This is a genomic window from Amycolatopsis sp. NPDC005003, from assembly GCF_053600695.1.
The window spans coordinates 17,155-31,299 of record NZ_JBSGAI010000055.1 but is presented as its reverse complement, the minus strand read 5'-3'; the positions used below and the strand labels follow the sequence as shown (position 1 = coordinate 31,299).

Sequence of the window (14,145 nt, the reverse complement as noted above, 5' to 3'; positions counted from 1 at the left end):
ATGGACCCATGACCACCGAAGGGGAATGGGGCATCGGCGCCGTCGATCTCGACGCCTACCTCGCGCGTGTCGGGCAGCCGCGGCGGGCGCCGTCCGAAGCCGCGCTCAGAGAACTCATGCGGGCCCACGTCGCCGCGATCCCGTTCGAGAACGTCGACGTCGTTCTCGGGCAGCACCAAGGGATTTCGCTCGACGTCGTGAGCGCGAAACTCGTCGGACGGCGGCGGGGCGGCTACTGCTACGAACAGAGTGGCCTCTTCGCCGCCGTCCTCGAGCAGCTCGGCTACACCGTGCACCGGCTTTCCGCGCGCGTCCAACCGCGGCGGCCCGGGCCCTACACGCACATGACGCTCCTCGTCGACGTCGACGGGAAGCAGTTCCTCGCCGACGTCGGCTTCGGCGCCGGGATCCTCGACCCATGCCGCTCTTCGACGGCCACGAAGTCGACCAAGCCGGGTGGCCGCACCGCATCAGGCGAAACGGCGAGTGGTGGACGTTGCAGAAGGGCGACGAGGACATCCTCGAATTCCGCCTCAACGAAATGCACCCCATCGACTACGAGGTCTACCACCACTACACGTCGACACACCCGAAGTCGCCGTTCACCGGGCGGCTGGTGGTCATGCGGATCGAGCCCGGCGTCAGCCGCAAGCTCCTCGGCCGGGACCTCACCGTCGAAAAACCCGACGGCAGCAGCGAAACCACCACCGTCGCGCCCGAGGAGCTCGACGTCACGCTCAAGGACCTCGGCATCGAGCTGACGGCGGACGAACTGGAGCGGCTGAAGCAGATCTACTGACCGAACAGCTCGGCCGCCGGCACCGGACGGCCGAGGTGGTAGCCCTGCGCCTGGTCGCAGCCGAGCGCGCGGAGCAGCTCCAGCTGCTCCGCCGACTCGACGCCCTCGGCGATCACCGTCAGGTCCACCGCGTGGGCCATCGCGATGATGCTCGTGACGATCGCCTCCGCGTCCCGCGACTCGGCGATCCCCGTGATGAACGAGCGGTCGATCTTCAGCGTGTCCAGCGTCAGCCGGCGCAGCTGCGCGAGCGACGAATAACCGGTGCCGAAATCGTCGATCGCCAGCAGCACACCCAAGGACCGCAGGGACGCCAGCACTTCCGCGGCCGCTTCCTGGTCGCGCATCAACGCGCTTTCGGTGACCTCCAGGCACAGCGCGCCGGCCGGCAGCCCGGTGACCGCCAGCGCGTCCTGGACCGCGGGCACCAGGTGCGGGTCGTCGAGCTGGCGGGTGGACAGGTTCACCTTCAGCGTCAGGTCCAAGCCCTGCCGCGCACGCCGCCCGGCCAGTTCGCGGGTCGTCGCGCGCAGCATCTGCTTGCCGATCACGTTGATCAGGTCGCTCTCCTCGGCGAGCGGGATGAACTCCGCCGGCGAAATCGGGCCTTGCCGGGGGTGCGTCCACCGCAGCAGTGCCTCCACCGCGACCATCTCGCCGGTCCGCAGGTCGACCACCGGCTGGTAGGCGGGCCAGAGCTGGTCGTCGTGGACCGCGTCGCGCAGGTCCTGCTCCATCCGCAGCCGCCGCTGCATCCGCTCGCGCAGCCCGACGTCGAAGACGTGGTGGCGGCCCCGGCCGAGCGCTTTCGCCTGGTACATCGCGACATCCGCGTCGCGAAGCAGGTCCTCGGCGCTGCGGCGGTCGTCGCGGCCGACGAGCACCACGCCGATGCTCGCGTCGAGGTGCAGCTGCCTGCCGAGGACGCCGATCGGCTCGGCCAGCGCGGCCCGCAGGTGCTCGGCCAGCGCCCGGACCTCGGCCGGGTCGGTGACCTCGGCGGTGACGACGACGAACTCGTCGCCGCCGAGCCGGCCGACCAGGTCGTCGCGGCCCGAGCTGCGGCGCAGGCGTTCCCCGACGATCCGCAGCACCTGGTCGCCGACCGAGTGCCCGAGCGAGTCGTTGATGACCTTGAACTTGTCCAGGTCGAGGAACAGCACGGTGACCGCGCCGCGCTCGCGGACGTCGAGCCGGCCGAGCACGAGGGTCCGATTCGCCAGCCTGGTCAGCGGATCGTGGGTGGCGTCGTGGGCGAGCTGCGCGCTGATCGCGCGGGTCTCGGTGATGTCGGTGAACGACGTCACGACGGCTGTCACCGCCGGGTCGTCCGGGTCGAGCAGCCGCGAGGTCAGCGACACCCAGACGTCGCGGCCGTCCGGCCGGCGCAGGCGGACGACCAGGCCGTTGTGCGTGACACCGGTCCGCCGGGTCTGCACCGACGGCATCTCGTCCGGCGGGATCCACTGCCCGGACTCGGTGAACAGCGTCAGCGTGTGGCACGGGACGCCGATCAGGTCGGCTTCGGCGACGCCGAGGATCCGGCAGGCCGCCGGGTTGGCCGCTTCGATCAGCCCGCCGGCGCCCATCACGAGCACGCCTTCGTCGAGGGACGCGACGACCGTGCGGTAGTTCTGCTCGGCCCGCCGCCGCGCGGTTTCGTCGGCGCAGACGAGTACGTAACCGTCGTTCATCTCAGCTGCCGAGACCCGGACGGCCAGGGGAGCGCCGTCCCGCCGCCGGTGCACCGCCTCCGCGACGCCGCCGCCGCGCCGGATGGCCGGCAGGTCGAGCGGCGCGCCGACCAGCTCGCTCGCCCGCCGCCCGACGGCTTCGGCCGCGGTCCAGCCGTAGACCCCCTCGGCGGCCGGGTTCCAGCTGGTCACGACCCCGTCGCCGGTGGTCGCGATCAGCGCGTCGCTGACGTGCGACACCAGTGCGGCCTGGTAGCGGAGGGCGTCGGCGGCCGCCTTCTTCGCCGTGATGTCGCGCATGACGACCTGGTACGCGTCGTCGCCGAGGCGCACCAGCACCGTCTCGACCGCGAACTTGCTGCCGTCCAGCCGGGACATCAGCGCCTCGACGGGCTCGCTCGCCTGCCCCGGCTCCGTCAGCCGGGCGAGCTTTTCGATCACCGCGGCCTGCGCCTCCTCGGCGACGAAGTCGGTGAACCGGCGCCCGACGACCTCCTCGGCGGAGCACGCGGCGAAGGTTTCGAGGGCCGCGCGGTTGGCGTAGGTGAGCACGCCGTGCTCGTGCACGCAGATCGCGTCCGGACTCAGCTCCACCAGTTCGGCGAGCGAGTCGGCCTGCATGTGCGTGCGTCCCCCGTGAAGTCGGCGTGTGGCTCGTCGATTACACCACCGACTCCGGCCGCTGCCTACCCGGCGGAATCCGGGGCCGGCCTGCGGATGCGCTCGCGCAGCCACGGTCCGCAGACCAGCAGCCCGAAGTGCGCGGCGAACGCGTGGCCGAGCAGCGTGACCAGCGAATCCAGGCTCGCCGGGTCGTCGCTCAGCCAGATCACCGCGATGAACGACTCCAGCGCGAGCAGCGCGAGCAGGCGCCCGCGGCCGGGCAGGAAGAACACCAGCGCGCCGGCGGTGGTGAAGAAGCCGTAGCTGACGCCGATGTCGAGCCAGTGCCCGGCCGAGCTGGGCAGCACGTGCGCGTTGATCAGGGCCATCACCGGCAGCTCGGTGGCGAGCGTGGCGACGATGTGGCCGGAGAAGAACACCAGTGCCGTGCGGCGGACGCCGAACCGGCGCTCCAGCGGGGCGACGGCGACCGCGAAGATCAGGGCGTAGGCGAACCAGTTTTCCCCGGGCAGCCAAATCGCGCTGCTGAGCAGCGAGGTCAGCGGCCGCCGCCACAGGTTGTGGGCGTCGGTGCTGGACAGCCGGAGCAGCCGGTCCGTCAGCGCCGGGTCGGCGAACTCGAGCACCAGTGTGGTGGTCAGCAGGACGAGCAGATAGCCGAAGGTGAACGGGGTCGTCTTCGGGTTGGGGACGTACCGGAACAGCGACCACAGGCCACGGCGGCGCGCAACGGCGATCGAGGGGATCGGCCGTTCGGCTTTCAGCAGCATGGACCGAGCTTCGGTGGTCATGCTGGGAGTATCACGAGCGTCAGCTTAGAAAACGCTGTGGATGTCACTCACCGTCAAAACTTGCATTACGTGACGAATTTTTGCCGCTACTTCACCCGTTCGGGGGGCTTTTACGGTAAGAATACCGGCACGATGTCGGCCGAAAGGCCTCTCGGGAAGGTCTATCGGGTGAACGAGGAGGTATCGGTCGCCGAGCTGCTCGTGCGCGAGGGCTGGGGTGACCGTCCGGGACCCGGCCAGTCGCGCTGGCGAGTGGTCGCGGTGATGCTCGCCGTCATCGTGGGCTGTGGTGCCGCCGCGGCGCTGGTCGCCTTCGGCGGCAGCCACCGTGAGGACGCCTCCCCGGTCGACCAGATCCAGGTCATCCCGTTCCCGCAGCGCACCACCGGGCTGGGCGGCGCCGACCAGGCCACGGATTCGCCCTCCGAAGGCGGGATCGGTGGCGGCACCGGCGGCGACGTCGTCACGGCGTCGAACGAGCACCGGGGCACCGTCACCGAGGTGCCGGGCCGCAACCCGGCCACCGAGACCGGCTCCAGCGCCACCGCGGCCCCGACCACGACACCGTCCGGCGCTGTCCCTTCGGCCTCGGGCACCCCCACGGTGACACCGACCGGGAACCCACCGTCGTCCGGCGGCCCCCGGCCGGCTCCGACCCCGACCCCGACCCCGACCCGGACGACGACGTGCTTCCTGGTCATCTGCTGGTGATCAGGCCAGCTGCTCCGCGATGTCGCTGAAGTCCCTGGTGTTCCAGCGCTCCGGGCGCATCACGATCGCGATGTTGCGCTCGTGGGTCTCGTCGGTCGCGTCCGTGTAGGCCTCGCTCACGCCCGGCGGCAGGTAGCGGGCCGCCATCTCGTGGCGCTCCGTCTTCGTCATCGGCCACGTCTTCACGACCGGGCCTTCGACCGAGACGTACTTGTACACGCCGTCCTGCTGCTGGACGCACAGCGCGAACCGGCCGGCCGCCTCGATCAGGCGGGTCTTCCGCGAGCCGGGTGACGTCATCACGACGACGTCACCGCCCGGCTCGTAGCGGTACCAGATCGGCGTGGTCAGCGGGGCCCGCCCAGGCTCGGCCGCGACGCTGAGCACGCCGACCTGCGGCTGGGCGAGGAACGCTTCGCGCGCGTCCGTGGTCATCTTGCGGGCCATCCCCGCCTCCTTAAAGCCATTCGATTTGACTTAAGACTAGACCGCGCCGGAGCGCAAAAGCAAGTGGCTTTGCTTTAAGATGAGCCCATGACCCGACCCGGTGGCCGCAGCGCCCGCGTCCGCGACGCGGTGCACGACGCCGTCGTCGAGCTGCTCGCCATCGGCGAGATCAACGCGGCGATCCCGAAGATCGCCGAACAGGCGGGCGTGAACCCGACGAGCATCTACCGACGCTGGGGCAGCCGCGACGCGCTGCTGCTCGACGCCGCGGTCACGCGCCTGCGTTCCACGTCCCCGATCCCGGACACCGGTTCGCTGCGCGGCGACCTGCTCGGCTGGGCCGAAGGCGTCGAACGCGCGATGGGCGACCGGCGTGGCCAAATCCTGCTCCGCGCGCTAGTCGCCACCCTGCGCACGGACGAGGAGCCGCTCGAGTACCTCCGGGCCCGCGGTGACGACCTGCAGGCCACCCTCGACCGGGCCGCGGCCCGCGGCGAGCCGGTGCCGACGGTCGACGAGGTGCTCGACTACGTCCTGGCCCCGCTCTACCTGCGCGTGCTGTTCCGCCTCCCGGTCGAGCCGGGCGTCGGGGCCAAGCTCGTCGAACGGCTGCTCACGACGCTTTGAGCGCGGCCCGCCGTCCGAGGTGGTTGAACAGCAGGTTCAGCGCGAACGCCAGGATCGCCGTCACCGTGATCGAGCTGCCGAAGATCGTCTGCAGCCACGGCGGGAAGTGCTTGAAGAAGTCCGGCACGAACGCCGGGAGCAGCCCGACGCCGAGCGCCACCGCGACGACGAAGGTGTTGTGGTTGCCGGAGAACTCCACCTTCTTGAGGTTCTGCACGCCGACCGCGGCGACCATCGCGAACATCACCACCGCGACCCCGCCGACCACCGGCTCCGGGATGGCCGCGATGAACGCGCCGATCTTCGGCACCAGGCCCATCAGGGCCAGCACGCCGCCGGTCACCGCGACCACCCAGCGGCTGCGTACGCCGGTCATCTGCACCAGCCCGACGTTCTGCGCGAACGCCGTGTCGGGGAAGGAGTTCATCACGCCGCCGAGCACCGCCGAGACGCCGTCGGTGGCCAGGCCGCGCGCGAGGTCCGCGTCGGTCGGCGGCCGCCCGGTGATCTCGCCGACGGCGATCAGGTCGGCCGTCGACTCGGTGAACGTCACGAGCATGACGACGCACATCGACAGCACCGCGGCGAGCGGGAACTCCGGTGCGCCGAAGTGGAACGGCGCCGCGAGGCCGAACCAGCCCGCCGCGCCGATGCCGTCCCAGTGCACCAGGCCCATCGGGATCGCCGCGACCAGGCCGATGACGAGCGCCAGCAGCGGCCCGATCTGGTTCGCGAACCCCCGCAGCACCCGGGTGAACAGCACGACCAGCGCGATCACGCCGAGCGCCAGCGCGATGTGCGACGGCGCCGCGTAGTCCGGTGACGCCGGGTCGTGCCCGGCGATCATCGCCGCGCCGGGGCCGACCAGCGAGACGCCGATGACCAGCAGCAGCGTCCCGGAGACCAGCGGCGGGAAGAAACGGATCATCTTCGCGAACGGCTTCGCGATCAGCAGCCCGAACACGCCCGAGGCGAGCATCGCGCCGTAGACCGCCGGCAGGCCGTACTGCGACGCGATGAGGATCATCGGGTTGACGACGCTGAACGTCGCGCCCGCCACCACCGGCAGCCGGATGCCGAGGAGCCGCCCGATGCCGACCGCCTGTATGAGCGTCGCGATGCCCGCGACCAGCAGGTCGGCGTTCACCAGCAGCCCGATGGTCGCCGGGTCCAGCTTGAGCGCGCTGCCGACGATCAGCGGCACCGCGACCGAGCCGGCGTACATGATCGACATGTGCTGCAGGCCGAGCAACGTCAGCCGCCCGGCGGGCAGGCCCTGGTCGACCGGGTGTTTCGTCATGAACGGGCCCCCTGGTGCAGCAGCCTGGTCGGTGTCACAGCCGACGCCGTGCCGGTGACGGTAGCAAGTCCCGGGCGCGATGATCATGTTCCGGGGGGCGGCGCAACGGCCGGGAATGTGTGACCATCGGTGCATGACTTCGGGTGGCATTTCCCAGGTGGGCCCGCCGTTTCGCGCCGATCACGTGGGGAGCCTGCTCCGGCCCCCGGTGCTGCGCGACGCGCGACGGCGGCACGAAAGCGGTGAGATCGGCGCGGAGCAGCTCCGCGCGGTCGAGGACGACGCGATCCGCGACGTGATCAAGATGCAGAAGGCGGCCGGGCTGAGCTCGGCGACCGACGGCGAGTTCCGGCGCGCGTCGTGGCACATGGACTTCATCTACTCGCTCGGCGGCATCTCGAAGAGCGACCAGCGGCTGCACGTCAAGTTCCACAACCTGGCGGGCGACCTCGAGTTCAGCCCGCCCGGGCTGCAGGTCGACGGCAAGGTGCGGCTCGACGAGCCGATCTTCGCCGACCACTTCCGGTTCCTGCAGTCCCATGTGGACCCGGGCGTGACGCCGAAGCTGACCATCCCGTCGCCGAGCATGGTCTACTACCGCGGCGGCCGGGCCGCGGTCAGCGAGAGCGTCTACCCGGACCTCGAGGAGTTCTTCGCCGACCTCAGCGCGGCCTACAGCCGGCAGGTCGCCGCGGTGCACGAGCTCGGCTGCCGGTACCTGCAGCTCGACGACACCAGCCTCGCCTACCTGAACGACCCGGCGCAGCGCGAGCTGGTCGCGCGGATGGGCGGCGACCCGGACACCCAGCACCTGCGCAACATCGCGACGATGAACGCGGCGCTGGACGGCCGCCCCGAGGACCTCACGGTGACCACGCACCTGTGCCGCGGCAACTTCCGCTCGTCGTGGGCCGCCGAGGGGAGCTACGAGTTCGTCGCCGAGGCGCTGTTCGGCGAGCTCGCCGTCGACGGCTTCTTCCTGGAGTACGACGACGAGCGTTCCGGCGGCTTCGAGCCGCTGCGGTTCGTGCCGAAGGACAAGAAGGTGGTGCTCGGCCTGGTCACGACCAAGCGGCCGGAGCTGGAGGACCCGGACGTCCTGGTGCGGCGGATCGAAGAGGCGTCGCAGTACGTCGACATCGACCGGCTCTGCCTGTCGCCGCAGTGCGGGTTCTCCTCGACCGAGGAGGGCAACGACCTGACCCCGGACGACCAGCTGCGCAAACTGGAGCTGATCGTCGCCACGGCCGACCGCGTCTGGGGCGGCCACTGATGATCACGTGCGTCGTCGACTACGTCATCGACCCCGCGAAACTGCCCGACTTCGAACGCTTCGCCGCCGCGTGGATGCGGCTGGTGCAGCGCGAAGGCGGCGTCCACCACGGCTACTTCCTGCCGGCGGAGGGGGCGAGCGACGAGGCCCGGGCGTTGTTCAGCTTCGAGAGCCTGGCGGCGTACGAGCGCTACCGGACGCTGTTCGGCGTCGACCCGGACTTCATCGAGGCGGACAAGATCCGCGAGGAGAGCGGGTGCGTGGTCCGGTACCGCCGGACGTTCATGCGCCCGTTGCTCCCGGACGACGAAGAGGGGTGAGACACAGCGCGCAGCGGCCGCCGTCGGTGGTGGATCGCGTCCTCGACCTCCTGGGCGCCTTCACCGCCGAGCGGCCGCGGCTCACGCTGTCCGAGCTCAGCCGCCGCGCCGGGCTGCCGCTGTCGACCACGCACCGGCTCGCCGGAGAGCTCGTCCGGCGCGGGGCGCTCGTGCGCGACGAGACCGGCGCCTTCCGCGTCGGGCTGTGGCTGTGGGAAGTCGCTTCCCTTGCCCCGCACGGCGCGGAGCTGCGGGAGAGCGCGATGCCGTTCCTGGAGGACCTCTACGAGGCCACGCACCAGAACGTGCAGCTCGCCGTGCTCGACAAGACCGAGGTCGTCTACGTCGAGCGCATCTCCGGCCGGGGTGCTGTCAACGTCCTGACCCGCGTCGGCGGGCGGCTGCCCGCGCACGCGACCGGCGTCGGCCAGGTGCTCCTCGCGTACGCCCCCGCCGAGGCCCAGGAGGAAGTCCTCGCCGGCCCGCTCAAGACGTTCACGCCCAAGACCATCGGCTCGGCCGCGCGGCTGCGGCGGGTCCTCGCCGACGTGCGCCGGGACGGCTACGCGATCAGCGACGGGCAGATCGAGCTCATCGCCCTGTCCGTGGCCGCCCCGGTCCGCGACGCCACGGACGACGTCGTGGCCGCCATTTCCGTGGTCGTCCCGGCCGAGGGGACCGATCCGCGGACGCTGGTCCCGGCCGTGCGGGCCGCCGCGCGGGGGATCTCGCGGGTGCTCGGCGCGCCGCGGCCGTCCCGGGAACCACGCCTCGACTGACCGCGCCCGTTGTGGTCGGATGAGATCGAGGTCCGCCGGATGGGTGAGGAGAAGGAATGACCACCGTGCTCGTCATCGGTGCAGGTCAGAGCGGGTTCCAGGCCGTGGCTTCGCTGCGGGACCGGGGCTTCGGCGGCCGGGTCGTGCTGGTCGGGGACGAGCCGGGCGTGCCGTACCAGCGGCCGCCGCTGTCGAAGGCCTACCTGGCCGGGACAGCCGGGCTCGAACAGCTGCACCTGCGTGGTGCGGACTTCTTCGCCGAGAAGGACATCGAGCTGGTCGAAGGCCGGGTGAGAAGCATCGACCGCGCGGCGCGGAAGGTGAGCCTCGAAGACGGCCGCGAGCTGGACTACGACTTCCTCGTCCTGGCCACCGGCGCCCGCAACCGGACGCTGCCCGTGCCCGGCGCGGACCTGGAGGGCGTGCTGACCCTGCGCACCCGCGACGACGCCGACCGGCTGCGGGAGTCCCTCGAGCAGGCCGAAAACGTCGTCGTGGCCGGTGGGGGATTCATCGGGCTCGAGTTCGCCTCGCACGCCGGCCGCCCGATGACGATCGTCGAGATGCAGGACCGCCTGCTCAACCGCGTCGCGACCCCGGAGATCTCCGCGTACTTCGCCGACCTGCACCGCAACGCCGGGCACACGGTGCTGCTCGGCCAGGGGGTCGCGGCCCTGCACGGCGAGTCGCGGGTGCGGGAGGCCGAACTGACCGACGGCACCCGGCTGCCCGCCGACCTGGTCGTCGTCGCCGTCGGGGTGGTGCCCGAGACGTCGCTCGCCGAGGCCGCCGGGCTGCCGGTGCGCAACGGCGTCGTCGTCGACGCGCACCTGCGCACGGCGGACGAGCGGATCTTCGCCATCGGCGACTGCGCCAACTTCCCGTGCGTGCAGGCGGGCGCCGAGACCCGGCTGGAGTCCGTGCAGAACGCCGTCGACCAGGCCCGGTGCGTGGCCTCGGCGATCACCGGAACGGCCGAGCCGTACGCCAGCCTGCCCTGGTTCTGGACCGACCAGGCGGGCGCCAAGCTGCAGATCGCCGGGATCCTCGCGGGCGCCGACCGGACGGTGGTCGCGGGCGACCCGGCCGAGGGCAGGTTCTCCGTGCTGTCCTTCCGCGACGACGTCCTCATCGCCGTCGAGTCGGTGAACCGGCCCGCCGACCACATCGCCGCGCGCCGCCTGTTCACCGCCGAGCCGAAGCCCGCGTACGCCGACCTCGAAGCGAGCGCCTTCGACCTCAAGGCGCACCTGAAGTCGCGAGCGGCGTGATGCGCACGCAGGTCGCGGTCATCGGCGCCGGGCCGGCCGGGCTGCTGCTGTCGTTCCTCCTCCACGAAGCCGGGATCGACTGCGTGGTCCTGGAAGCGCGTGACCGCGAGTACGTCCGGCAGCGGGTGCGGGCCGGGGTCTGCGAGCAGCCGACCGTCGAGCTGCTGACGTCGCTGGGGCTCGGCGAGCGGCTGGCCGCCGAAGGCATGCCGCACGAGGGGTTGTCGCTGCGGTTCGACCGCGCCGACCACCGGATCGCGCTCACCGAGCTGACCGGTCGCCGTATCACCGTCTACGGGCAGCAGGAGATCGTCAAGGACCTCATCGACGCGCACGAGGCCCGCGGATACCCGATCTCGTACGAGGTTTCGAACGTTGAGTTGTCCGATGTGGACACTCGCCGGCCGCGGGTGGCTTACCGCGACAGCGAAGGCAACGCGCAGACCATCGAGTGCGACGCCATCGCGGGCTGCGACGGCTTCCACGGCGTCTCCCGTCCGTCCATTGCGGACAGTCTGACGGTGTACGAGCGCGAGTACCCGTTCGCGTGGCTGGGTGTCCTGGCGCGGACGCCGCCGTCGCACCACGAGCTCATCTACGTCCACCACGAACGCGGGTTCGCGCTGCACAGCATGCGGACCCCGGAGATCACCCGGCTCTACCTCCAGGTCGATCCCCACGACGACCTGGCGAACTGGTCCGACGACCGGATCTGGGCCGAGCTCACCGCGCGGCTCGAGGTCGGGGGTGACTTCACCCTGCGCGAAGGCCCGATCCTCGACAAGGGCATCACGCCGATGCGCAGCTTCGTCGCCGAGCCGCTGCGGCACGGGCGGCTGTTCCTGGCCGGCGATGCCGCGCACATCGTCCCGCCGACCGGCGCGAAGGGCATGAACCTGGCCATCGCCGACGTCCGCGTGCTGGCGCGGGCCCTGGAAGCGCTGCTGCGCGGCGACGAATCCCTCGCCGCGGCCTACTCGGACACCTGCCTGCGCCGGGTGTGGCGGGCGGAGCACTTCTCCTGGTTCATGACGACGATGCTGCACACCGACCCGCACGCCGACGGCTTCGCGCGGCAGCTGCAGCTGTCGCAATTGCGCTACACGACGTCGTCGCGCGCAGCGGCGACCAGTCTGGCCGAAAACTACGTGGGGTTGCCGTTCGCCTGAGATCGTCAACTCGTGGTTGACGCGCAATGGTCGTCAACCTACAGTTGACGACATGACCCTGCCGACCAACATCAAGCTCGACGACCTCATCAACGCCATCAAGAGCAACAACGAGAAGGACGCCCTCGCCCAGCTGACCGACGCGGTGCACGTGGGTCAGCACCTCGGCGAAGTGGCCGACCACCTGATCGGGCACTTCGTCGACCAGGCCCGGCGGTCGGGCGCGTCCTGGACCGACATCGGCGCCAGCATGGGCGTCACGAAACAGGCCGCCCAGAAGCGGTTCGTGCCGAAGGTGGATCCCGGCGGCGACGCCGGCGGCACCATCGAGCGCGTCTACGGCCGCTACACCGACCGGGCCCGGCACGTCGTCGTCGAAGCCCAGAAGGCGGCCGCCGAGCACGCCAGCCCGGAGATCGACACCGTGCACATCGTGCTGGGCCTCCTCACCGAACCCGCCGCGCTGGCGGCCGGGGCGATCCTGGCCCAGGGCGTGCAGCTGGACGCCGTCCGCGAAGCCGCCGAGGCGCGGCTGCCCGAGCCGGTCGACCCGGCGCCGAACGTGGTCCCGTTCTCCGGGGCGGCCAAGAAGGCCCTCGAGCTGACCATGCGCGAGGGGCTGCGTCTGGGGCACAACTACATCGGCACCGAGCACATGCTGCTGGCGCTGCTGGAACAGGGCGAAGGCACCGGCTTCGAGGTGCTCGACGGCCTGGGCATCAAGAAGGACAAGGCCGAGGCCAAGATCCTGGAGGTGCTGGCGGAACTCCTCGCCGCCCGGGGGCAGTGAGGCTCCTGCTGGCGGCCGTGCTGCTCGCGCTGCTGCTGGTGACGCTGCTCTGACCGGGTGGGACCAGGGGGTCTTCCCGGTCAGAGCAGCGAATCGTCAGGCGTCGGACTCCGGGCGGCCGTCGGCGGCCCAGGCCGTGTGGAACGAGCCTTCGCGGTCCACCCGGCGGTAGGTGTGGGCGCCGAAGAAGTCCCGCTGGCCCTGGACCAGCGCGGCCGGCAGCCGGTCCGCGCGGAGGCCGTCGTAGTAGGCCAGCGCCGTCGAGAAGCCCGGCGTCGGGATGCCGAGCTTGACCGCCGTCGAGATCACCGAGCGCCACGAGTCCTGCGCGTCCTCGACGGCCTTGCGGAAGCCGCCCGAGGTGAGCAGCGTCGGCAGTTCGGGCTCCTCGGCGTAGGCCGCGGTGATGTCGTTGAGGAACTTCGCGCGGATGATGCAGCCGCCGCGCCAGATCGAGGCGACCTTGCCGAGGTCGATGTCCCAGCCGTACTCCGTCGCGCCGGCCTGGATCTGGTTGAAGCCCTGCGCGTACGCGACCACCTTCGAGGCGTACAGCGCCTGCTCGACGTCGTCGGCGAAGCGCTCCAGCGAAGCCCCGGAAAGCGGCGCCGCCGACGGACCGCCGAGCCCGCGGGCCGCCGCGCGCAGCGACTTGGACCCGGACAGCGAGCGCGCGAAGACGGCTTCGGCGATGCCCGAGATCGGGACACCCAGGTCGAGGCCGATCTGCACGGTCCAGCGGCCGGTGCCCTTCTGCTCGGCGGCGTCCTCGACGACGTCGACGAACGGCTTGCCGGACGACTTGTCGACGTGCGCGAGCACCTCGGCGGTGATCTCGATCAGGTAGGAGTCGAGCCGCCCGGTGTTCCACGTGCGGAACACGTCGGCGATCTCGGCGGGCGCGTAGCCACCCGCGTGCCGCAGCAGGTCGAACGACTCCGCGATCAGCTGCATGTCGGCGTACTCGATGCCGTTGTGCACCATCTTCACGAAGTGGCCGGCGCCGTCCGCGCCGATGTGCGTGCAGCACGGCTCGCCGTCGACCTTCGCCGAGATGTCCTCGAACAGCGGGCCGAGCGACTCGTACGACTCCTTCGAGCCGCCGGGCATGATGCTCGGCCCGTGCAGCGCGCCTTCCTCGCCGCCCGAGACACCGCTGCCGACGAAGTGCAGCCCACGCTCGCGCAGCGCTTTCTCGCGGCGGCGCGTGTCGGCGAAGTGCGCGTTGCCGGCGTCGATGATCACGTCGCCCTCTTCGAGCAACGGCGCGAACTCTTCGATGACGGCGTCCGTCGGACCGCCCGCCTTGACCATGATCACGACCTGCCGCGGCCGCTCCAGCGCGTCGACGAACTCCTGCGCGGAGTACGCCGGGATGAAGTCGCCCTCGTCGCCGAACTGGTCCACCAGCGCGCGGGTCCGCTCCTCGGACCGGTTGTGCAGGGCCACCGTGTGACCGTGCCGGGCCAGGTTGCGGGCCAGGTTGCGGCCCATGACCGCCAGGCCGGTGACCCCGATGCTCGCCTTCTTGCTCATCCGCATCCTTCTTC

The 14,145-nt window shown here is 71.0% G+C and carries 13 protein-coding genes and 1 pseudogene; 9 read left to right on the top strand and 5 right to left on the bottom strand.

Annotation, left to right across the window (positions count from 1 at the left end; genetic code table 11):
* Nucleotides 1-8 precede the first annotated feature (8 nt).
* Nucleotides 9-709, top strand: a pseudogene (locus ACWED2_RS41420) (arylamine N-acetyltransferase family protein); the annotation flags it as partial.
* An 83-nt stretch (nt 710-792) separates the two neighbouring features.
* Here ACWED2_RS41420 and ACWED2_RS41415 read toward each other — a convergent pair.
* Together ACWED2_RS41415 and ACWED2_RS41410 are read right to left on the bottom strand one after the other, a co-directional pair.
* On the bottom strand, nt 793-3,114 hold the full coding sequence (locus tag ACWED2_RS41415) for a sensor domain-containing protein (RefSeq protein ID WP_449695983.1): 2,322 nt from the start codon (nt 3,112-3,114) through the stop codon (nt 793-795).
* Between the two features lie 65 nt (nt 3,115-3,179).
* A complete protein-coding gene (locus ACWED2_RS41410; RefSeq protein ID WP_449695982.1) occupies nt 3,180-3,908 on the bottom strand; it encodes a rhomboid-like protein in 729 nt (242 codons plus the stop codon).
* A 168-nt stretch (nt 3,909-4,076) separates the two neighbouring features.
* Here ACWED2_RS41410 and ACWED2_RS41405 point away from each other — a divergent pair, with 168 nt between their 5' ends.
* Complete coding sequence (locus ACWED2_RS41405) at nt 4,077-4,619, top strand: hypothetical protein (RefSeq protein ID WP_449695981.1); 543 nt, start codon at nt 4,077-4,079, stop codon at nt 4,617-4,619.
* Here ACWED2_RS41405 and ACWED2_RS41400 read toward each other — a convergent pair whose 3' ends face one another.
* Nucleotides 4,620-5,066 (bottom strand): pyridoxamine 5'-phosphate oxidase family protein, encoded by a 447-nt coding sequence (locus tag ACWED2_RS41400; protein ID WP_449695980.1) that lies wholly within the window; start codon nt 5,064-5,066, stop codon nt 4,620-4,622.
* Nucleotides 5,067-5,153: 87 nt separating this feature from the next.
* Between ACWED2_RS41400 and ACWED2_RS41395 the strand changes: the two genes are divergently transcribed.
* Complete coding sequence (locus ACWED2_RS41395; RefSeq protein WP_449695979.1) at nt 5,154-5,693, top strand: TetR/AcrR family transcriptional regulator C-terminal ligand-binding domain-containing protein; 540 nt, start codon at nt 5,154-5,156, stop codon at nt 5,691-5,693.
* Here the strand turns inward: ACWED2_RS41395 and ACWED2_RS41390 are convergent.
* Nucleotides 5,680-6,993, bottom strand: coding sequence for a nucleobase:cation symporter-2 family protein (locus tag ACWED2_RS41390; RefSeq protein WP_449695978.1), 1,314 nt, complete (start codon nt 6,991-6,993; stop codon nt 5,680-5,682). The two genes, ACWED2_RS41395 and ACWED2_RS41390, sit on opposite strands and share 14 nt — an antisense overlap.
* 133 nt (nt 6,994-7,126) lie before the next feature.
* Between ACWED2_RS41390 and ACWED2_RS41385 the strand changes: the two genes are divergently transcribed.
* The 6 genes from ACWED2_RS41385 to ACWED2_RS41360 are packed head-to-tail and all read left to right on the top strand — an operon-like array spanning nt 7,127 to nt 12,595.
* Nucleotides 7,127-8,266, top strand: coding sequence for a 5-methyltetrahydropteroyltriglutamate--homocysteine S-methyltransferase (locus ACWED2_RS41385; RefSeq protein WP_449695977.1), 1,140 nt, complete (start codon nt 7,127-7,129; stop codon nt 8,264-8,266).
* Nucleotides 8,266-8,586 (top strand): NIPSNAP family protein, encoded by a 321-nt coding sequence (locus ACWED2_RS41380; RefSeq protein WP_364279429.1) that lies wholly within the window; start codon nt 8,266-8,268, stop codon nt 8,584-8,586. The genes ACWED2_RS41385 and ACWED2_RS41380 overlap by 1 nt, the downstream gene beginning before the upstream one ends.
* Nucleotides 8,583-9,365: an IclR family transcriptional regulator gene (locus tag ACWED2_RS41375; RefSeq protein WP_449695976.1), complete on the top strand. Its 783-nt coding sequence runs from the start codon at nt 8,583-8,585 to the stop codon at nt 9,363-9,365. Before ACWED2_RS41380 ends, ACWED2_RS41375 begins: the two co-directional genes overlap by 4 nt.
* A 56-nt stretch (nt 9,366-9,421) precedes the next feature.
* Nucleotides 9,422-10,636, top strand: coding sequence for an NAD(P)/FAD-dependent oxidoreductase (locus tag ACWED2_RS41370; protein WP_449695975.1), 1,215 nt, complete (start codon nt 9,422-9,424; stop codon nt 10,634-10,636).
* The gene (locus ACWED2_RS41365) at nt 10,636-11,805 is read left to right on the top strand and encodes a 4-hydroxybenzoate 3-monooxygenase (RefSeq protein ID WP_449695974.1); all 1,170 of its coding nucleotides are present in this window, start codon (nt 10,636-10,638) and stop codon (nt 11,803-11,805) included. Before ACWED2_RS41370 ends, ACWED2_RS41365 begins: the two co-directional genes overlap by 1 nt.
* A gap of 52 nt (nt 11,806-11,857) precedes the next feature.
* Nucleotides 11,858-12,595 carry a Clp protease N-terminal domain-containing protein gene (locus ACWED2_RS41360; RefSeq protein WP_449695973.1) on the top strand — a complete coding sequence of 246 codons (738 nt, stop codon included), beginning with the start codon at nt 11,858-11,860 and terminating at the stop codon, nt 12,593-12,595.
* Nucleotides 12,596-12,691: 96 nt separating this feature from the next.
* Here ACWED2_RS41360 and gndA read toward each other — a convergent pair whose 3' ends face one another.
* On the bottom strand, nt 12,692-14,131 hold the full coding sequence (gndA, locus tag ACWED2_RS41355) for an NADP-dependent phosphogluconate dehydrogenase (RefSeq protein WP_449695972.1): 1,440 nt from the start codon (nt 14,129-14,131) through the stop codon (nt 12,692-12,694).
* Nucleotides 14,132-14,145 lie beyond the last annotated feature (14 nt).